The organism is Paenibacillus sp. UMB4589-SE434 (genome assembly GCF_030226685.1).
Taxonomy (GTDB): Bacteria; Bacillota; Bacilli; order Paenibacillales; family Paenibacillaceae; genus Paenibacillus_B.
Genome location: NZ_JASOYK010000001.1, coordinates 1,440,794 through 1,461,772, shown reverse-complemented (window position 1 = coordinate 1,461,772; position 20,979 = coordinate 1,440,794). Strand labels below are relative to the sequence as shown.

Here is a 20,979-nt window from a genome sequence, read left to right as displayed (position 1 = left end):
AGGAGGTAATTTGCAGTGGCAAAATTTGAATACCGCTTCCCTGAGCTTGGCGAGGGATTGCACGAAGGCGAAATTATTAAAATGCTTATTAAACCAGGTGATAAAGTTACGGACGACGATATCATCATGGAAGTACAAAACGATAAAGCAATCGTAGAGGTGCCATGTCCTGTTAACGGTACAGTACTTGAAGTGCTGGCTAAAGACGGTCAAGTTATGCACATGGGCGAAGTTGTAGCTATTATCGATGCTGAAGGCGACGTGCCTGAGCAAGCTGCACCAGCAGCAGAAGCGGAAGCAGCTAAAGGTGGAGCTGACACAACGGCTTCTCCAGCAGCAGAAGCACCTAAAGCTGATGCTCAAGCAGCGGCACCTGCTGCACCTAATCATGAAGTGTTGGCGACACCTAGCGTGCGTAAACTGGCTCGTGAATTGGGTGTTAACATTGCTGAAGTTCCTGGCACAGGCAACAACGGCAAAGTATCCCGCGAAGATGTAGAAGCATTTGCTAAAGGCGGAGCTCCAGCACCTAAAGCAGAAGCTAACACTTCCGAAGCAGCACCTGCAGCTAAAGCAGCTGCTCCTGTGGCTGCTGCAGATCGCAACGTTGAAGAAGAGCGTGTACCATTTAAAGGTATCCGTAAAGCGATTTCCAACGCAATGGTTAAATCGGCTTATACAGCTCCTCACGTTACGATTATGGATGAAGTGGACGTTACGGATCTCGTAGCATTCCGTACTCGCTTGAAACCGATCATGGAGAAGAAAGGTACAAAAGTAACTTACTTGCCATTTATCGTTAAAGCATTGGTAGCAGCTTGCCGTCAGTTCCCAGCTATGAACGCAATGATCGACGAAGCAGCCCAAGAAATCGTCTACAAAAAATACTACAACATCGGTATCGCAACAGACACAGACAATGGTCTTATCGTACCGGTTATTAAAGACGCAGATCGTCGCAGCATCTGGATGATCGCGGATGATATTAAAGACCTTGCTGGTCGCGGTCGTGACGGCAAATTGGGTCCTAACGAATTAAAAGGCAGCACAATCACGATTACAAACATCGGTTCTGCTGGCGGTATGTTCTTTACTCCAATCATCAACTATCCAGAAGTTGCTATTTTGGGTACAGGCCGTATTTCCGAGAAAGCCGTTGTTAAAAATGGTGAAATCGTTGCAGCACCAGTGATGGCTCTGTCCTTGAGCTTTGACCACCGTCTCATTGATGGCGCAACAGCACAAAACTTTATGAACTATCTCAAGCAATTGCTGGCTAATCCTGAATTGCTTGTAATGGAGGTGTAACCAAATGGTAGTGGGAGACGCATCTTTAAATATTGATACTTTGGTTATTGGCGCAGGTCCTGGCGGTTACGTAGCAGCTATTCGTGCTGCACAGCTGGGTCAAAGCGTAATGATCGTTGATAAGTCCGAAGTTGGCGGCGTATGTTTGAACCGTGGTTGTATTCCATCCAAGGCTCTCATCAGCGCAGCTCATCAATATGAAGTAACACAGCACGCTTCAGCAATTGGTATTACGGCTGAGAACGTAACCGTTGACTTCTCCAAAGTCCAATCGTTCAAAGCAGGCGTAGTTAAAAAATTGACTGGCGGCGTAGGCGCGCTCTTAAAAGCAAACAAAGTTCAAGTTTTCAAAGGTGAAGCAATGTTCATCAATGAGACAGAAGCTCGTTTGTTTAATGACCAAGAAGCACCACGTTACAAGTTCAACAACTGTATTATCGCTACAGGTTCCCGTCCGATTGAATTGAAGGCATTCCCGTTTAGCGGCCGTATCTTGTCCTCGACAGAAGCGCTTGAATTGCCTGAAATTCCAAAAAGCATGATCGTTATCGGCGGTGGATATATCGGCGCTGAGCTTGGTCAAATGTACTCCAAGTTCGGAACAAAAGTAACAGTTATCGAGGGCGCTGACATGGTATTGCCAGGCTTCGATAAAGATATGACACAAATCGTATCCAAAAACATGAAGAAAACTAACGTTGAAATCTTTACGGGTGCTAAAGCGGAGTCCGCTACCCAAACAGACAAAGACGTTACAGTTAAATTCTCTGTTGGCGGAGAAACAAAAGAAGTAACTGCTGAATACCTGTTGGTTACGGTAGGCCGTCGTCCAAACACAGACGGAGAGCTTGGTCTTGACATGATCGGCGTGAAAATGACGGATCGTGGTTTGATCGAAGTTGATCACCAAGGTCGCACAAGTATTCCACACATCTACGCGATTGGCGACATCGTACCTGGTCTTGCGCTTGCGCATAAAGCTTCGTACGAAGGTAAAGTAGCTGCGGAAGCTATTTCCGGAATGTCTAGCGTTGTGGATTACAAAGCGATGCCGGCTGTATGTTTTACAGATCCAGAGTGTGCAAGCGTAGGCTTGTCTGAGTCTGAAGCAAAAGGCAAAGGCTTAAACGTGAAGTCGGGTAAATTCCCGTATGCGGGTAACGGACGTGCGTTGTCCCTTGGCGGCAGCGTTGATGGCTTTGTGAAGATCGTTGCTGACGCTGAGACAGGTGTAGTAATTGGTGCCCAAATCGTTGGACCAGAAGCTTCCAACTTGATCGCTGAGCTCGGCTTGGCAGTAGAGATGGCAGCTACATTGGAAGACTTGGCATTGACTGTACATGCGCATCCAACTCTTGGTGAAATCGTAATGGAAGCGGCTGAGGTTGTTCTTGGCCACCCGATTCACACTGTAAAATAATTGTCTCACTCTTTCTGTAAGGTTCTGTTTGAATTCTGTTTACGGTTCTATATATAATGCTGATACCCCCGGGCTCTGGAGCTGCGGGGGATTTTTTTATCAGACGCCTGTTAAGTGCATGATCAAAGCGTTAATGCAGCATAGTCAATAGCAAAAGTGATTAATTGTTTTTATAGCGGCTACCAAATATACGATTCGTCTAGATTGGTGACTTTTTGAGGTCACCAATGTTAAAATGAAACTCAACCTTGAGGAATTAGAACGGAGTGAAATGTAGAAATGAAAGCTTACTTGGAATTGCTGCAGGATGTGTTGAATAATGGCGTACATAAAGAGGACCGAACCGGAACCGGGACGGTATCCGTATTTGGACGGCAGTTACGCTTTGATTTGCAGCAAGGATTCCCGCTTGTAACGACAAAGCGTCTGCACCTAAAATCAATCGTGCACGAACTGCTCTGGTTTCTTAGCGGAGAGACTAACATTCGTTACCTGAAAGAGAATGGCGTTCGGATTTGGGATGAGTGGGCAGATGAGAACGGCGACCTTGGTCCCGTGTATGGCTCGCAATGGCGACATTGGGAAACAAAGGACGGCAGGGTCATTGATCAGATTACAAACGTAATAGAGCAGATCAAAACGAATCCGGATTCTCGTCGATTGCTTGTGTCTGCCTGGAACGTTGGTGAGGTGGAACATATGAAATTGCCTCCTTGCCATTACGTGTTTCAGTTTTATGTGGCAAACGGAAAACTGAGCTGTATGCTGAATATGCGTTCTGTTGATACGTTTTTAGGGCTTCCATTTAATATCGCAAGCTATGCGCTGCTTACCCATATGGTAGCCCAGCAGTGTGGACTGGATGTTGGAGAGTTTGTTTGGACAGGTGGAGATGTTCATATTTACTCCAATCATATGGAACAGGTGCACACCCAACTTGCACGAGAACCGTTCCAACTACCTAAGCTTGTGATCAAGCGTCAGCCTGCTTCTATATTTGATTATAAGTTTGAAGACTTTGAGTTTGAGGGATATGAGTACCATCCCACAATTAAAGCCATTGTGGCGGTATGATAGCATGTTAGGTATATAACTCGTGATTGAGACCACTTCAATCGGATAACGATACTAAGTAGGGAGGGAGGTATCTAGATATGGGTATTAGTATGATATGGGCCATGGATAGTCACCGTCTGATTGGCAAGGACAATGGGCTTCCGTGGCACCTACCGAATGATATGGCGTTTTTTCGTGCACAGACGCGGGGCAAGACGATTGTGATGGGACGAAAGACGTTTGATTCTATTGGTGGCAAGCCGCTTCCAAAACGGCCAAATATCGTGATGACACGCAATTTGGATTGGTCTCACGAAGGAGTAGAGATCATTCATAGCGTTCAGGACGTGGTTGATAAGGCAGCCGGAGATGAAGAGATTATGGTCATTGGGGGGGCGGAGATTTACCGTCTGATGATGCCTTATGCCGATAAGTTATATGTAACACGGATTGAACATGAATTTGAAGGTGATGATTATTTTCCTGATTACGATGAATCAGAGTGGAAATTAGTAGAGGATATACCTGGTGTAGTTGATGAGTTGAACCGATATGCTCATCGATTTACAATATATCAGCGGAAATGCTAATTCAATGAGCTGTATTCATTACCGAACGATCTGATGATTAAATGCGTATTTCATTCGTCATTTAGTGCAAATGTTAGGACGTTTACTCTATGTCCAATCTACTGTGCTTCTAATAAGATATTGTGAAATAGACTGTCGAAAATCACATAAAATATTGTTGCACAGTGACGCGGTAAGTATATATTGTTAGATAAATTTACATGGGAATAGAGATACGGACAGACGGATGGAGGATAAATACGATGTCAACACCTACTGGCTTTATGGAATATACAAGACAAATCCCGGCTGATCGGGATCCATTGGAACGATTAAAGGACTGGGAAGAGTTTCACAAGCATATGAACGAAGAAGAGCTTCGACTTCAAGGAGCTCGTTGTATGGACTGCGGAACACCTTATTGTCATACCGGCATTGAGATTACGGGTGGAACCTCAGGCTGCCCGATTAACAATTTAATCCCAGAGTGGAACAGTTTGGTTTACCGAGGTCTATGGCGTGAAGCGTTGGAACGCTTGCATAAGACAAATAACTTTCCCGAGTTTACAGGCAGAGTATGTCCAGCCCCTTGTGAAGGCTCATGTACAGTGGGTTTGATTGGCAAGCCCGTCACGATTAAGACAATCGAACAAGAGATTATCGATCGCGGATTTGACGAAGGATGGGTGCGCCCTGAGCCGCCGAAGCAGCGGACTGGCAAGAAAGTAGCTGTAGTAGGATCTGGGCCCGCAGGGCTAGCCTGCGCTGCACAGTTGAACAAAGCAGGACATCTAGTTACAGTGTACGAACGCGCAGATCGAATTGGCGGATTGCTGACTTACGGAATTCCGACGATGAAGTTGGAGAAGGATGTCGTTCAACGTCGTGTAGATTTGCTCGATGCGGAAGGGATTCAATTCATTACAAACACGGAGATCGGCAAGGATATTGCTTCGGAACAACTTACGCAAGATTTTGACGCCGTCGTACTCTGCGGGGGTGCTACCAAGCCAAGGGAGTTCAACATCGAGGGTAGAGAGCTGAAAGGCATCCACTATGCTATGGATTACTTGAACGGCAGCATTAAGAGCTATCTCGATTCTAAGCTGGAGGATGGGCAATACATTAGCGCCAAGGACCTGGATGTTATCGTCATCGGCGGAGGAGACACAGGTACAGACTGTGTAGCCACAGCTCTTCGTCACGGCTGTCGCAGCATTACACAGTTCGGGACACATAACAAAGCTCCTCTTGAGCGTGATACCGTCAATAATCCATGGCCTCAGTTTCCTAATGTATATACACTTGACTATGCTCATGAAGAAGCAAAGGCACTGTACGGCGAAGATCCGCGTGAATTCTCGATCATGACCACGAAGTTTGTTGGTGATGAGAATGGACACGTTAAAGAGCTTCATACCGTTCAGATTGAACGTATCGTCGATGAGACGGGACGCAAGATATATAAGCCGATAGAAGGTACGGAACGAGTATTCCCGGCCCAGTTAGTTCTGCTGGCAATCGGCTTTGATGGGCCAGAGCAAACGATCATCGAGCAATTAGGTCTGGCAACAGATCGTCGTTCTAACGTTAAGGCTCCATACGGCAAGTACACAACTAATGTAGACAAAGTATATGCGGCAGGTGATATGCGCAGAGGGCAGAGCTTGGTTGTTTGGGCTATTAATGAGGGTCGTGAGGCTGCCCGTGAAGTGGACCGTCATTTGATGGGAACAACGTTGCTGCCTTAATTTTTGATCCAGTATGTTGCACAGAATTGGATTATTATCAAATGTTCGTTAGTAGCATATAGATGTTCGTTTTGAAGAAGACAGCTGGAAGCTGCGCCTAGTTACTAGTGCGCAGTTTTTTTGTTGGTCGTTGCAATTTATGCCTGACGGGAAGCGCTGCAATCTGATACACTAAGAAAGATGAGCAGAGAGGGGGGCGTGGATGGACAGCCTGAATGGAGGCAAAATTCTTGTCCTTGCAGAGAAACCCGACATGGGACGGACGATTGCGCAAGTGATTGAACCAAGAGCCAGAAAGTATCGTACACATTTAGAAGGTGAACGTTATATCATCACATGGGCAATAGGCCATTTGATTACGCTTGCTGAGCCGGATTCTTATGATCCTAAATATAAACGATGGAATTTCCGTGATTTGCCGATTATGCCTGATGCTTTTAAGATTGTGGCTTCACGCAGGACGATGGATCAGCTTAAAGCGATTGGAGAATTGGGCAAGCAGTGTCACTCGATTGTAAACGCGTGTGATGCCGGACGTGAAGGACAGTATATTTTTGCTTTGATCGAACAGTATTGGAAATGGCGCAAGCCTGTTAAGCGTCTTTGGATATCGGACTTGACACCGGAAACGATTCGGAGAGGGTTTGATGAATTACAGGATGCGAGCGCGTACGCAAATTTGACAGCGGCAGCACGGGCGCGGAGTGAAGCGGATTGGCTAATTGGCATGAATGCGTCGCGCGCCTTTACGACTAGACACAAGACGCTGCTATCAGTCGGTAGGGTGCAGACACCGGTGTTGGCGCTTATTTACGATCGTCAGCAGGAGATTGACAAGTTTGAATCGGATTCTTACTTTGAGGTGACTGCACAATTTCAGCAGGAAGAACTCATTTACAAAGGAACACGGGTAGGGGATAGGATTCGCAGTGAAGAGGAGGCTGAACGGCTGAAAGCTAAGTTAACAGGTAAGCCTGGCCGGATTGCGGATTATCAAATCAAAGATGGCAAAGAATTTCCTTATCGATTGTATGATCTTACGTTATTGCAGCGTGAAGCTAATGGAAAGTATGGCTTTTCAGCGAAGAAGACACTTGACATTGCACAGTCTTTGTATGAAAAACATAAAGTAATAACTTATCCGCGTACGAACTCCAACTACTTAACGGAACAGAATGTGGGGTCTATGCATGATGCGCTGCGTATGCTGAACAGTATGGATCAATATCGCGAATGGGTGTCAAAAGCAGAGCCGAATCGCGTTCACACTGGAAACAAGGCCATTTGTCAGCCATCTAAAGTAGAAGATCACCATGCGATTTTGCCAACCAAAAAGAGACCAGGTACGTTGGCACCCGATGAGATGAAAGTATATGATATGATTGTGCGCCGGATGCTGTCTCATTTTTATCCACCTGCAACCTTCACTTTATATACTGTACTTACAGAAGTGGATACAGAAACTTTTAAGACAAATGTGAAGCAGTGGACAGATCGGGGCTGGAAAGTACTTTACGACCAAGATGAACGGACTAAATCGAGCAGCAAGAAGTCGCGCCCAGGATCGCCAGCAGACGATGACGGAGAGAAAGGGCGGCAGGATGAGCCAGAAGAATGGAATGGTGACAAACCGTTTCATGTGGATGCTGCCAATACGGTAAGTGTCAAGCAGTTGGCGGTAGAAAAGAAGACGACACAGCCGCCGAAGGCATACACTGAGGGTACTTTACTGAAGGCGATGGAAAGTGCAGGCAAGCAGCTGGAAAATGAAGAACTTCGTGATGCCATGAAAGATTCAGGATTAGGTACGCCAGCTACACGTGCGGCAACAATTGAGCGTCTAAAGCAAGTAGGGTATGTAGGGATGACAGGAAAGCGCATCACCTTAACGCTAAAAGGTAAGACGGCAGTGGAACTCATCCGTCATGCAGGTGTTCAGTTGCTAACTTCGCCAGAGATGACTGGACAGTGGGAACGCAGGTTGACACAAATTGCTCGTGGAGAAGCTTCCAACACTACTTTTATGGAAGCTGTACGGAAATTTACGCTTCATGTGATTGATTGTGTGGACAAGCAGCGTCCCTTATCTGGAGAGCTCGTGCAGCAGATGGAAGAGGAAGGCAGCAAGAAACGGGGATCAAAGACTGCTGGCAAGTCTAAAAAAGAGTCAATCTCGAATCGGGCCAAAGGAAAAGGTCAAGAAAAAAGTTCTGTTCAAGCTCCCGAAGGGCTGCCTGAAAGCGATTCTTCCAACTCGTCCCCCTCGCTCCGCACCAATACAGGCTTTGGAGCGTGTCCGCGGTCGGGATGTGGCGGGCTAATTATCGAAGGTCGTAAGGGCTACGGATGCACGCATTTTAAGCAAGGATGCTCATTTGTCATTTGGAAGAAGCAAAAAGCGTCCGGTAAGACGATTTCGGAGACGATGCTGCTGGACTTGCTGACGAAGGGCAGGACGCAACTACTTTCCTTTACTAACGGGGGAAGCAAATTTAAAGGCAGATTGTTATTGTCTAATCCGGTGAATGGCGACCTCAGCATAGAACAAACAGAAGCTTAATACTGTAGGGAACAAAAAGAAGCACACTCCTCCACGATGAGGGGTGTGCTTTCTGTGAGTAAGAGTGAGCGATATGATCATCGTCCAATCTTTATGTCAGAAAAGTGTCACAATGCATGTCTGCAATCATGAGCAAGATTAAAGGGATAACTTGGGTGTTCCTTGTCCAGATTGCCAATCCAGAATAACCTGGGGTACTTGCACCAGCTTCTCAATCGTTACAAAAGCTCCTTGAGGTTTGACTGTGAGATCCACCAAATTATAAGCCCATTCTGTAGCTTGCTTCAGATAGATAGCATTAAGTCCGTTGGTTAATGCAGGCATTACATCTGTACGCAGAGAATTGCCAATCATCCAAGTTTTGAAGCGATCTAGTCTAAGGTGCTCGACAATGGATTCCAATGCCTCAGTTGTCTTATGCTGACGGATAAAAATTCGATCGCCGAAGTAGGTAGACAACTGCATCTGGTCAATCTTGCGCTGTTGAATGACAGCTTCTCCACCAGTGTATAAGAACAACTCGTGTCCTTCGTCACGCAGCTTGTCCAGCGTATCAATCATACCGGGGTACGGCTCTACTTCAGTCTCATACACACTCATGCCGAGTTTCCACAGCAGTTCCATCTCTTGTGGAGAGACTTCTCTTCCGGTCAGCGTGCTGAAATGTATTAATGTGTGTTGTAGTGATTGTGGAAAATGTTCACTTACAAATCCGGTTTTCTGTACTTCTGTGATGTCAAATTCGGATTGAACACGCTGCACATCCTGCGCGTTAACGCGATAAGCTGCAAACCAGGTCGTCATTAAATCAAGGAATTGTTCACTTACAGCGTCAAAGTATTTGTTGCAGTATACAAGTGTATCGTCTAGATCAAACAGTATCGTTTGGTTTGAATGTTTGGATGCGTTAGGCATCACAGTCACCTCCAAGCTTGCTTGACGTTCGATTGGAAATGACTTAGCTTATAAAGCGTATAAAGTCAACTGCATAAACTCGAAAGCGTCAAGGCTGCACGTAATCTTCTAAAAAGACGGATAAGTCCGCCAAACCTTCTTGCCTTAAAGCGATTTGTTCTACTTTTCCGCTCCAATAGGTGCGAATATAGCCGGCTGAACGCAGCACAGCTAGATGATGCTGAACCGCGTTTTTGCCTAGATTAAGATGCTCAGACAACTCTGCAAATGTAACAGGGTTAACTGCGATCATTCGTAATATGCGCAATCTCGTATCATCTGCAAGGGCTGAGATCATCCTTTTTAACGATTGCGGAGGCGTATCCGCCGTGTCTTCGGGCAAATCGATGGAATACAGCATCAGAGTGGAATGCTTAAACGTACACGTATTGTTAATCGGCCGATAGTGCCACATCGGTGCAAGCACGACCTCTTGAATTTCCCCATCCGTATCCAACACAACACCGTTAGTGGCAATTTCAATCAGATCTGTTGGATTCATTTTGCTCATAAGTCGGCGCTTTTCATTCGCATCCGCAATTAATGCTGGTTCCCATAATGGCACAGACCATCTTAAGTAGTGATCATACCACAGGATGAGGGCGGGTATGTAAACCTGGCGAATCCGATCTATACATGCTTGATCATAAGGCAGACCGTACAATTGAATGATGCGCGACCAGTCATCTTCGCTCATGCGACCCAGTTGAGTCAAAAATAACGGAATGTCGTGTGGGTGTTCTCTTTCCAGGGCGGCTGCAAAAAATATATCAAATTCATGCATGGAATATTTTCGAAGCAGGGTGGATTGTTCAATCGCATCTGTCGATAGTTGCGCTTCCACTTGTTGAATCCAATTCGGACCGCCTTCCACGTTACGAATCCATTTCCGATGCACGTACAGCATGTAACTGCCAATAAGCTCATAGATCGGTGAGCAATCGATACGAACATGAAGGGACATGCGTTGGAACCTCCTTAGATAAGGGTTCTATGGTCGGTATTACTTATTCATTATGAATTGAATTGCATACAATTGTCTACTATAATGTTGAAATGCCTCGATATTCTTCTTACAAAATCAAATTTATTGCTATAAAGTGGAAAGGGTTTGTCAGAATAGATTTTTGAAGATGATCAGCGAAGTAAGTCATAATAATGCCAATGAGATTGATCAAATGGTTAGAGATATCATGGAAATATTTCTTAAGATAGATTATGTATTATATATAGAAACAAAAAAGAATAACTGAAGTTGGTATAGAGTTTTGGCACATGCAATATATGCATTCAAGCCGATTGTTTATGAGAAACATGGGGATATATTACCTAAACTTGAAATTTGAAAGAAGGTTAATTCAAGCTAAGCAGAAGTTACTGTAGTAGTTATTTACTTTAATTAAGAAAGGATTGGTTATGTGTTAACCGTGACAGTCCAAACGCATGATTCACTCTATCGGCATGTATCAGTTTTCGATAGTAATACGACTTATCAAAGTACAGTAGAAAAAGTTACTAGGACTTTAAACAGGAAGAACTTCTCAATATCAATTAAATCGGATGAGATGGCCTTCTTTAAAAGTATTAACACCGATGAAATTATAAAATGGTCTTTCGATTAATAAACGATGATTATAGGGGAGATTCCTCATGGCTAGAAAGAAATTCAATTCAGTTGCAGAGGCAGCAGCATACATAATTGCAAATGACCTTGATCAAGAAACAAGGGATTTTGTTGTTCAACTGGATAGCAGCGAAATTATCAATTTACATTTTACCTTAGGGATGCATGTACGGAATAAGTATGACGTGATTTTTGATGAGGGTGATTCATTCTTTCCAACTCATAGAGACGACGTTTCATTGATGGTATTAAAAGAAATCCATAGAAAGTTAACTGATAGTGCTTAAAAAGTGGTTTTATGAAATAGAAGGCGACTAAACATGATGTCAAAACACACCTTTGAATGGGGATGAATAAGTTCAAAAAGCAGACGAGAACAGTGATTTTAAATGGATTTATGTTTATATGTGTGATTAATGAAATTCCAAGTAATAAATCGGTTTGTTTTAGGATTTATCCCTCCAATACAAAGACATCCTATTTCGAGGTGTTTTTCTCTTGGGGTAGTAATTGGTTCATAAACCTGCATCATCCACGGACTTGTGCTATTTTAATTGCATATGCCATTGATAAGGGTTGGAAATATTACCGCGAAAAACAACAGATTCGTATTGAACATGGTGACTTTCTCTTAGATGAGCTGTCAATAAAAATACGATAAATGTAGTGGTGGACTGAGACTTGAGATGTTTACAAATGAAAAATGGCCTCATTATACCTCAAATGCAGTAAGAGTCTGAGGCAGGCGTATACGAAAGCGTGTTTCCGGTTCCGTTTTGACATGCTTCAAATCATTCCACCTTGGCTTTCCCTTCGTCCGTATACCAACCCAAGCGCCCTTATTGAAACACGGAAGAGGCTCCTCTAAGCCTGAACAATAAGGTGGAGACAATTTATAAACCCTATAGTTAAATAATATCTTTTTGGGAGAGATGACAGCATGAATATTAATAATACATTTGAAGTGTCAAAGAAAATTGCAACATTGGCAGACGAGTATAATGAGCTATCTTCGAAAGAAACTGATGAAGTTCTTAGGAACAGGTATACCGAATTAACTTTTCAATTAGATGAGATTTATTCTGAGCTGCTTCAAATCTCTAATTATTATCCAGATGATAAAACAGAGAAGATCGTTACGATAACAAAATCAATAGAGGGACTTTCAGCACATACGCAACTTGTATTACTTCACGAGTATGAGAAAGAAAATTTGGCTCTTGTAGAGGATAGCAGTATGGAGGTTTATTTAGTGCCTTTAGATGCACTTAAACAAGAATAAAAGCTGACTTTCTTGGGGGATAGTGAAATCTCAGAATAATCTAAAGGGGAATATTTAATGAAAAAAGATTATTTTGGTAAAGTAGATTAGTTTCTTTAAGAAGGAATAGAATCCAAGTCCGTGAGATTCTGGCTGCTTGGATTCTATTCGGTTTGAAAAGTACTAAAGGAACAGGACAGAAATGACTATTTTCCATATGATGTTGTCACTAAGGAGATTTGAGAGAATAGAGAGGAATTGCATTTCGATAAATAAAAGAGAAGAAGGTAAGTCATAAATTAATTATGGAGGCTAAGACGTGATGTCTTACAGGTGATAGGAAGACAAGAGGAATTTGGAGTTCAGAGTTTTGAAATGATTATACTAGATGTAATGTCATTAAATCCATAAGGAACCAAGTCGCTTAATTCCACTCCGGGATAAATGGCTGCGCCCCTGAAACTTAAGCTTCTTCCAGTAAAATCGGCATGCTCATAGATGGTTATGTCATATGCTCCTACAATGCGAATCGATGAAACTTTATCATTGAGTTGAATAGTGTTCGCGCTAGAAAGTAATCTAATCCAATCACCGCTCATTCCAGCATGATCATACAAGTAAACACCGAAAAGATCAGCGTTACTGTCGTAAGTTGAAACAATGATAGAGGAGACGGTATCGTTTCCAATATACTCATCACTCAGGTCTCGATCGCTAAAATTATAAGAGGTGCTGCGACCAAGATAAGCTAGATGTTCAAATACAGTAACTTGTGCACGATCACTTACAAATCTGATAGAAGAAGCCTTGTCATTGAAGCCACGCTCATCAAGCCTATAAATAACACCTGGAACTAGATCTATGCAATAACCCTGATAGTCAGCATCCTGGCATAAATAGGCAACTGGTCGAGGTGGTGGGTCGAATATGCCCGCGGACACTGGAATTGACCCTAGTGTGATAAATACCAGCACAAACGTTGTAAAAGCTCCTATTAACTTAACTACACCTTTCATGTAAATCCCTCCTATTAGCTAATTTTTAATACAGATATACTCTATTGCATTTATCAAAATATGGCAATTAGAATTAATGTGAATTGTTCATTTATTTGGGATACTACGTATAATTATAACTTTTACATTGATAGATACCGGTTTTTATGTTTATATTTTGTTTTGTTGCTAAACTATATAACTTAAATACGCAATAAAATTGACATATGTTTAATTAAACATTAAAAAGGGCTGATGCTTTACTAATCCCATGCTTTTGTGACTTTTTTGTGATTTTTGTATGTAGTCACGGGTGGAAACCTTGCTACAAAAGGTTGCTTTGTTAAGCACTCATCATATAATGTTAAAAGGTTGGCTTGTCATTGCATGGGTCAGATCGTATCCATGCTTTTTGTTGTGTAATTTACAGATATAGTGGAGGGAATGAAATGTTAGCATCTCGTCGTCCCACAACATCCTCTACGTGGCAGTTTGTTATCTTAATCGTAGTTGTTATGTTCACAGGGCTGAGCCAAGGCTTATTGCTACCTTTGTTGACGATATTTTTGGAAAGGATGGGGGTTCCGTCCGATGTCAATGGATTAAATGCCACAGCTTTATATGTAGGTGTTTTTGGCATGATGTTCTTAGTTGAACGTATCCTAATTAAGGTCGGATACAAGCGGATGCTCCTTGGAGGAATGATCGTAGTTACGGTGGCGTTGGGATTGTTCCCATTGTTTCCTAGCATAGGCGTATGGTTTGTGTTGAGAATTATCGTTGGCATGGGAGACAGCGCCTTGCATTATGCGACGCAGCTGTGGGCAGTGTCTGTAAGTCCTGCCAATCGTCGCGGCCGGAATATCTCGCTGTACGGCATGGCGTATGGAGTAGGCTTCAGTTTCGGGCCGTTAGGTATCAATTTGTTGAAAATCAGCGATGCTGCTCCATTTATCGCGATCGTATGTATGTTCTTGGTTGTCATTTTGATCGTGTGGTGGAAGCTTCCTAGCCAGCAAGCAGATGCAGTTCATGGCGCAGAACGCCCGGAGAAGCGCTACCGCCGCTCATACCAGTGGGCTTGGTTCGCTTTGCTGCCGCCGCTTCTGTATGGATATATGGAAGCATCAATGAACAGCAACTTCCCAATTTATGCGCTCCGCATTGGGCTTGAGCAGCACTGGATATCCTATTTACTGCCGTTCTTCGGCATAGGTGGGCTAATTCTTCAATTGCCATTAGGTATGCTGAGTGACCGGGTTAATCGTAAAGCCGTATTAATCAGCTGCGGCTTGCTTGGAGGGGGAGGATTTTTCCTCATCCCACTAGTTGGAGATAACCCTTGGGCTATTCTCGTATTATTTATGTTAGTGGGTGGATTAGTGGGATCGTTCTTCTCCCTTGGTTTGGCATATGCGGCAGATATATTGCCGCGCGCTTACTTGCCATCTTCCAATGTCATAGCATCCATCCATTTCAGTATCGGAAGTATTATTGGCCCTAATCTCGGTGGTCTGGGTATTCAATATGTCTCGATTGGAAGTATGTTCTACCTGCTTGGCATCTGGTACATTTTATTCTCGGTGATGGGCTTCCGTTTCCGTGGGAAAGTAAGAGAAGCAGCATGATGATTCCGTTATTATCACGATCATAATGTAAACTTTCATTCAGGTCGTTACTTTGTTCAAGAGTTGGAAGACGCTTGCACGAAGTGGCGACCTTTTCTATAATTTAAGGATAGCGTCTAAGTGAAGATAATTACATATAAAGAGGCGCTGGTAGACTTAAGTAGGAATCCATTTTGACGTATAAAGGAAGAAATCGGCATTGGTGTAAGCTTGTGATCATGGATTAGGGTTGGGGAGGAGACAAGGTCATGTTAAAAATAGAGAGGCTGAACAAACAATATCCACCTTCAACGACGGTGCTGCGTAACGTATTTGCAGATATCCATAATGGAGAGTTTATCGGTATTGTAGGTGCTAGCGGAAGCGGAAAGTCGACATTGCTGAAATGCTTGGCGCTGCAGGAGAGTTGGACAAGCGGTAAATATACAATTGATGGTACAGACATTTTTAAGCTTGGATCATCAGGTAAAAGTAAAGTCAAACGAGAATGCGCTTACTTGGAGCAAAATCCAGTACTATCATCTAACCGAAAAGCGTTAAAAAATGTGTTAATTGGCAGAGCGCATCAAACACCGTTATGGCGGATGGTAACAGGGATGATCCGGAACGATGATTATATGGGAGCGATGGATACGCTTGAACAACTCGGCTTGCTCGATAAAGCGCATATGATTACATCCAATCTCAGCGGTGGAGAAAAGCAGCGAGTAGCTATAGCAAGAGCATTGGTGCATGGCGCGAAGGTGATCTTGGCAGATGAACCTGTATTGGGATTAGATCCGAAATCAGCCGAGTCAGTTCTGAGCACGTTCAAAGATTTGTGTGAACGTGAGCAATGTACGGTCATTGCGGTGTTTCATCAAGTCGAATTAGCAGAGAAATATTGTTCGAGAATTTGGGGACTGGCTGATGGGGAGATTAAAGTTGATATTCGCGGCCGTAGGCTGCTGCATGGTGAAAAGATGAAATTATCACTATAAAAATAACAATCCCGCCCGTTTAAATGGAAGGAACAACAGCCATTTCAAAGGTGGGATTGTTATTTGTTTATTATGGAGGAAGTGTCCATTCGTTGTTATCGTGAGGATGAATATTATTTTTATCAAATGTAATTGATGGGGATTGTTAATAATGTCCGTTTGCTGTCATATTCTTTTATTAGTATAGTCTAAAGGAGTGTTAAGATGGCTACGACGTTATATCCGCTTCCTGTGCCTATCGTACCTCACAAGATCAATAAACCGAAGTTAGAAGTATATGTGCCGCAAATTTTAAATGCCCAAGCCCCGCTCGCAGCCAAGACGATCAATCAGATGATTCACCAAACCGTCATTGAGCTCATTCGGATGACTGGTTATGAAGAAAACGAACAGACAGAAGTTATGGGGTCTTTTGAAATCAAGCTAAACGAAAGAGGATTGCTCAGCTTAACGTTAACTGTGTACGGATATCCGCAAGGAGCAGCGCATGGCATGACTTATCAGCGTGGCCTGACATTTGATGTTAATACAGGAAAGCTGTATATGTTGTCTGATTTATTTAAGCCAAGCGCCCCTTATGTGGAGTTATTAAGCGCCAATGTGAGTCGACAGATTAAGCAAAGAGACATCCCTACGCTGGAACCTTTTACTAAAATTAGACCGGATCAGGATTTTTACATGACCGATAAAGCACTGGTCCTTTTCTTTGGTTTGTATGAATTGGCTGCTTATGTTTATGGTTTTTTATATTTTCCGATTTCCATTTATGATCTGAATGATATTAAGGCTGAAAATGGTGTCATAGATACATTGTGGTACTAATATTAAGCAGGTCACGCTGTGCTATTCACGAGGAAGAGCAACTTGCTTTGTAATGGGTTTGTCACCTATTGGTGACATTTTTTTTTTATAATGAGAAAGGTGCGCAGGGAGCAGTATGGGTCTCTAATCCTGATGACTAAGACTGAACTCGGCAACATAAAAGTGAATGTGCGCTTTCAGTTGTAAGTAAATGTTCAGCACAAGGCTAACTAGATATATAGAATATGTATTCTCGTTACTAATTCACCAAATAACTCGTATAATTAAGTATTGTTTGCGAACAATGTAAACAAGAAATGGGTATGAAAAGAGGGATGAGATTGAGAAGCGTGCGCTCAAGACGCAGCGTATGGATAGTGCTCGTTGTGTTCACTTTTCTGCTGAGCGGTTGCGAATGGGTGCAAGACCCCAAATCCTTATTAAGTGTGCCTAGATTGCCTGATGAACAGGCGAGCCTGATGAGCATCATAACTTCGCATCTGCCGGAGGGAGGCGCTATTATTCGTCCAACGAATTCGTCGGACAATAGTGCGATCCGGATTGCCGATCTGAATAACGATGGACAAGCTGAGGCTATCGTATTCTACGAGACACCTGACCGCGAAGTTCGAATACACGGGATGATTCTACAAAGTGATGGCAAGACATGGAGCAAGACGGTTGATTTTGATGGAGAAGGCGTTAAACTGGATCGCGTCGATATCGTGGACTTGACCAATGATAATACGCTGGACCTGGTGATTGGATACAGTTACCCGGAATCAGATTCCAATAAGGGAATGATTATTTATTCATTTAATAACAATCAATTAACTAAAATATTTGAGCAGCCGTATGCACAATATGTCATTGACGATCTTGATCGGAATATGAAGAACGAGTTGTATGTAGTCACGAACCACAAGTCGAAGCCACCGGTATTAAGTCAGTATAAATACGATGAAGACAAGTTGAAGAAGATGACGGAAAAAGTGATGGACAATGAGATCAATGGGTTCTTGAATGTCATGTCTGGTTATATTAGCAAGGACAAGCGGGGCATTGTTATGGATGCTAACGCGGGTGCTAATTACAGTTTTACAATAGCGGTTACCTTATCAGAATCTGGAGAGCTAAAAGAAGTATTTCCGAAGGATCTGACAATCAAAAAACGAACGATTTTAAGTTCGGATATTAACGCAGATGGTATTATTGAGATCCCCATCCCAGAGCGTCCTGAGGGTTGGGAAGACTATTATGAAGAGTATGAGATCCCATTTTTCCAAAGTTATTATCAATGGGATGGAAAAAATGATTTACGGCTTGTCCAGAAGCAGTTCAGAGATTATATGGAGCGGTTCCATTTTACGATTCCTGTGTCCTGGTATGGACGCGTATCCATTGATACAAAGTCCAATATTAATGAATACTTAAGATTTATTGATTTTAACACCAATGAAACATTAGCGGAGGTTCGCTTCTTCAGTGTCGAGACATGGGAGCGTTACAAAGATAAGTGGACTTATTTAGCTGCTTATGGTGACGAAGTCATCGGTATATACAGCAAAGAACAACTGCGGCTGAACGACGGTACGCCTAAGCTGCCAACCGTAGAACAGACCAAACCCGAGGAAGCAGTAAAGCCGTAAAGTAGAAAGGAGTCACCAGAAATGACTAAAATATTAATTATGGAAGATGAAGAGTCCATTCGCAGCTTTATTGTCATTAACTTGAAACGAAATGGGTTTGAGGTTGTGGAGGCCTCAAATGGTAATGAAGCGTTGGAGAAACTGTTAGTAGATCCCACCATTGATATTGCTCTCCTGGATGTGATGGTGCCTGGGATAGATGGATTCGAAGTATGTAGGCGCATTCGGGAGCAAAATGAACGAATCGGCATTATATTCTTGACTGCCAAAGTGCAGGAGCAGGACAAGGTGTATGCCTTGTCTGTCGGTGCTGATGATCATGTCAGCAAGCCCTTCAGTCCAACAGAGCTTGTTGCGCGTATTCAGTCATTATTGCGGCGTGTACATTCGTACCAGCAAGCATCTCAGAAAGTGATTTATCATTCAGGACCATTTACGTTGGATCTGATCGCAAAGCGATTTCTCAAACACGACGAGGTCATTGACTTAACACCAACGGAATTTTCCTTAATCCAATATTTTATGGAAAAGGAAGAAATGACACTTAGCAGAGATATTTTATTGGATCATGTATGGGGCAAAGATTATATGGGTGATCCAAAGATTGTGGATGTGAACGTTCGGCGTTTACGTCAAAAGATAGAAGACGAGCCCTCATCACCAAAATACATTGAAACAGTTTGGGGACATGGATACAAATGGAAGGGAACCGTTTCTTCATAAAACCAGGCATTCGACGTTCTGTCGTAATGCACTATTTTATCGTTGTGTTTTTAACGATGTTGATATTGGAAATTATCTTTATGCTGGCAGTACGGACTTATTATTATGATTCAGTCTCCAATCATCTCAAGTACCACGCTTCTGCGACATCATCTTACTATCAACGATACGTTAGCATTTTGTATTCTGAAGATGATCGAACCTGGCTGCCAGAATTACTGAAGCTGTTTCATCTGGAAAAAGCAGAAGTGCAAATATTGGATAAGAACGGCAATGTGCTCATCTCTTCAAGTGGATTTCAGATCAGTGATGTGATCAAGACATCAGACGTGATTACCGCCTCGCAAGATCTGAAGACTACAAGGTGGGTTGGCAAGCAGATCGGTACGGGAGAAACGGTCATGTCGCTGGCTACTCCGCTAATGGGAAAAGGCGATATACAGTATATACTTAGGCTGGTAACATCAATGGAAACCGTAAACAGCAGGTTAAACAACATCGTATTGTTGTCCATTGTGGTATCTATTTCTGTGCTGGTGTTAGTGTTAATTGTAAGTTTTGGGTTAGCTAACTCAATTGTCAGCCCCATTAATGAAATTACAGCAGCGTCTGCACAGATGGCACGAGGGAGATTTGACATCAAAGTGAAAGAAGGCTATAAATATGAGCTTGGTGATTTGGCCAAGACACTGAATTTTATGGCACACGAGATCGTACGCAGTAATGAATTAAAAAATGATTTTATCTCTTCTATATCTCACGAGCTTCGAACACCTTTAACAGGTATCAAAGGCTGGAGTGAGACATTACAGTCAGGCAGTATGACCGACCAGGAAGAAATGAAGCTTGGGCTGAACATCATTACGAAGGAGACAGATCGTCTTATTGGTCTGGTAGAGGAATTGCTTGATTTCTCAAAGCTCCAGCAGGATCGTCTTCAGCTTCATTGGCAGCCTGTTAAGCTCCATTCTTTGCTGGAAGAGACGCTGTTCCAGGTTAAGATGAAAGCTGATCAGAAGGATATTACACTTAAACTGGAACATTCTGAATCATTCCACTCAGAATGTGAATTGTATGGAGACACGAATCGATTAAAGCAAGTATTTCTTAATTTAATCGATAATGCTATTAAGTTTTCACCTTTGCATTCTACAATCACCGTCAGGCTGGAGTGGAATGATCAACAATGCGAGGTTCGTGTAATTGACCAAGGTATTGGCATAAGTGAAGATCATCTGACTAAAGTGATGGATAAGTTTTATCAGGTGAACCCTGATCGTGGAGGTACGGGACTGGGTCTGGCCATAACAGATGAAATTATTAAAGTTCACGGTGGCGAGATGACGATCCTAAGTGAGGCAGGACAAGGCACAACCGTGCTGGTATCCTTGCCGAGTCGTCATGAGCCGCCTGTTGCGATGAATCGGACAAGCATATAGAAACTAAGCTAGGCTGCAAGCTGGCGTCGGTACTCTATTGTCGTATTTCTTGGACGAGACTGTTGCGCACATGATTGCAGATTTACGAGATATGTTCGTTCGTATTTGCCTTGCGACTGAACAGCGTATTGAAGAATGGTTAAAACTTACGGTTATAGATTAAGCACTCCAGCATTAAACGAGATCATGAATCATCAGCCCTTTCGCTTCCTAATAAGAAGTTGGAAGGGCCTTATTTATGTTTCTTGATATTTCTCATGT

Annotated in this window: 17 protein-coding genes; 14 read left to right on the top strand and 3 right to left on the bottom strand. The window is 43.1% G+C overall.

All coding sequences use genetic code 11. From position 1 onward, the window contains the following. The first annotated feature begins 15 nt into the window (after positions 1–15). The 6 genes from QP775_RS05840 to QP775_RS05815 all read left to right on the top strand — a co-directional run bounded on the left by QP775_RS05840 (position 16) and on the right by QP775_RS05815 (position 8,664). Positions 16–1,308 carry a dihydrolipoamide acetyltransferase family protein gene (locus QP775_RS05840; RefSeq protein ID WP_239327945.1) on the top strand — a complete coding sequence of 431 codons (1,293 nt, stop codon included), beginning with the start codon at positions 16–18 and terminating at the stop codon, positions 1,306–1,308. A 4-nt stretch (positions 1,309–1,312) separates the two neighbouring features. Then, positions 1,313–2,728, top strand: a complete 1,416-nt coding sequence (gene lpdA, locus QP775_RS05835; protein WP_239327944.1) for a dihydrolipoyl dehydrogenase — start codon at positions 1,313–1,315, stop codon at positions 2,726–2,728. Positions 2,729–3,007: 279 nt separating this feature from the next. Next, positions 3,008–3,802 carry a thymidylate synthase gene (gene thyA / locus QP775_RS05830; RefSeq protein WP_285104395.1) on the top strand — a complete coding sequence of 265 codons (795 nt, stop codon included), beginning with the start codon at positions 3,008–3,010 and terminating at the stop codon, positions 3,800–3,802. Positions 3,803–3,882: 80 nt separating this feature from the next. Continuing rightward, entirely contained in the window at positions 3,883–4,374 is a 492-nt protein-coding gene (locus QP775_RS05825) for a dihydrofolate reductase (RefSeq protein WP_285104394.1), read from the top strand. Positions 4,375–4,616: 242 nt separating this feature from the next. Beyond that, positions 4,617–6,104: a glutamate synthase subunit beta gene (locus QP775_RS05820; protein ID WP_285104392.1), complete on the top strand. Its 1,488-nt coding sequence runs from the start codon at positions 4,617–4,619 to the stop codon at positions 6,102–6,104. A gap of 202 nt (positions 6,105–6,306) precedes the next feature. Beyond that, on the top strand, positions 6,307–8,664 hold the full coding sequence (locus QP775_RS05815) for a type IA DNA topoisomerase (RefSeq protein WP_285104390.1): 2,358 nt from the start codon (positions 6,307–6,309) through the stop codon (positions 8,662–8,664). 138 nt (positions 8,665–8,802) lie between these two features. On the opposite strand, the gene QP775_RS05810 is transcribed toward QP775_RS05815, so the two are convergent. Together QP775_RS05810 and QP775_RS05805 are read right to left on the bottom strand one after the other, a co-directional pair. After that, positions 8,803–9,579, bottom strand: a complete 777-nt coding sequence (locus tag QP775_RS05810) for an HAD family hydrolase (RefSeq protein ID WP_285104388.1) — start codon at positions 9,577–9,579, stop codon at positions 8,803–8,805. A gap of 88 nt (positions 9,580–9,667) precedes the next feature. After that, positions 9,668–10,582 (bottom strand): ArsR/SmtB family transcription factor, encoded by a 915-nt coding sequence (locus tag QP775_RS05805; protein WP_285104386.1) that lies wholly within the window; start codon positions 10,580–10,582, stop codon positions 9,668–9,670. A 686-nt stretch (positions 10,583–11,268) separates the two neighbouring features. Between QP775_RS05805 and QP775_RS05800 the strand changes: the two genes are divergently transcribed. Both QP775_RS05800 and QP775_RS05795 read left to right on the top strand, forming a co-directional pair. Continuing rightward, positions 11,269–11,529, top strand: a complete 261-nt coding sequence (locus QP775_RS05800; protein WP_239327937.1) for a DUF6794 domain-containing protein — start codon at positions 11,269–11,271, stop codon at positions 11,527–11,529. A 653-nt stretch (positions 11,530–12,182) separates the two neighbouring features. Continuing rightward, a complete protein-coding gene (locus QP775_RS05795; protein ID WP_285104383.1) occupies positions 12,183–12,524 on the top strand; it encodes a hypothetical protein in 342 nt (113 codons plus the stop codon). 341 nt (positions 12,525–12,865) lie between these two features. Here the strand turns inward: QP775_RS05795 and QP775_RS05790 are convergent, their stop codons facing one another. Continuing rightward, positions 12,866–13,519, bottom strand: a complete 654-nt coding sequence (locus QP775_RS05790; RefSeq protein ID WP_285104381.1) for a beta/gamma crystallin family protein — start codon at positions 13,517–13,519, stop codon at positions 12,866–12,868. A gap of 428 nt (positions 13,520–13,947) precedes the next feature. On the opposite strand from QP775_RS05790, the gene QP775_RS05785 reads away from it, so the two are divergent. The 6 genes from QP775_RS05785 to QP775_RS05760 all read left to right on the top strand — a co-directional run bounded on the left by QP775_RS05785 (position 13,948) and on the right by QP775_RS05760 (position 20,718). After that, complete coding sequence (locus QP775_RS05785; protein ID WP_285104379.1) at positions 13,948–15,126, top strand: MFS transporter; 1,179 nt, start codon at positions 13,948–13,950, stop codon at positions 15,124–15,126. 248 nt (positions 15,127–15,374) lie between these two features. Beyond that, entirely contained in the window at positions 15,375–16,106 is a 732-nt protein-coding gene (locus tag QP775_RS05780; protein WP_239327933.1) for a phosphonate ABC transporter ATP-binding protein, read from the top strand. Positions 16,107–16,310: 204 nt separating this feature from the next. Further along, on the top strand, positions 16,311–16,928 hold the full coding sequence (locus tag QP775_RS05775) for a DUF3298 and DUF4163 domain-containing protein (protein ID WP_239327932.1): 618 nt from the start codon (positions 16,311–16,313) through the stop codon (positions 16,926–16,928). A gap of 329 nt (positions 16,929–17,257) precedes the next feature. Beyond that, positions 17,258–18,556: a hypothetical protein gene (locus QP775_RS05770; protein WP_239328671.1), complete on the top strand. Its 1,299-nt coding sequence runs from the start codon at positions 17,258–17,260 to the stop codon at positions 18,554–18,556. 21 nt (positions 18,557–18,577) lie between these two features. Next, positions 18,578–19,279 carry a response regulator transcription factor gene (locus QP775_RS05765; RefSeq protein ID WP_239327931.1) on the top strand — a complete coding sequence of 234 codons (702 nt, stop codon included), beginning with the start codon at positions 18,578–18,580 and terminating at the stop codon, positions 19,277–19,279. Then, a complete protein-coding gene (locus QP775_RS05760; protein ID WP_239327930.1) occupies positions 19,255–20,718 on the top strand; it encodes a HAMP domain-containing sensor histidine kinase in 1,464 nt (487 codons plus the stop codon). Before QP775_RS05765 ends, QP775_RS05760 begins: the two co-directional genes overlap by 25 nt. Positions 20,719–20,979: the final 261 nt, after the last annotated feature.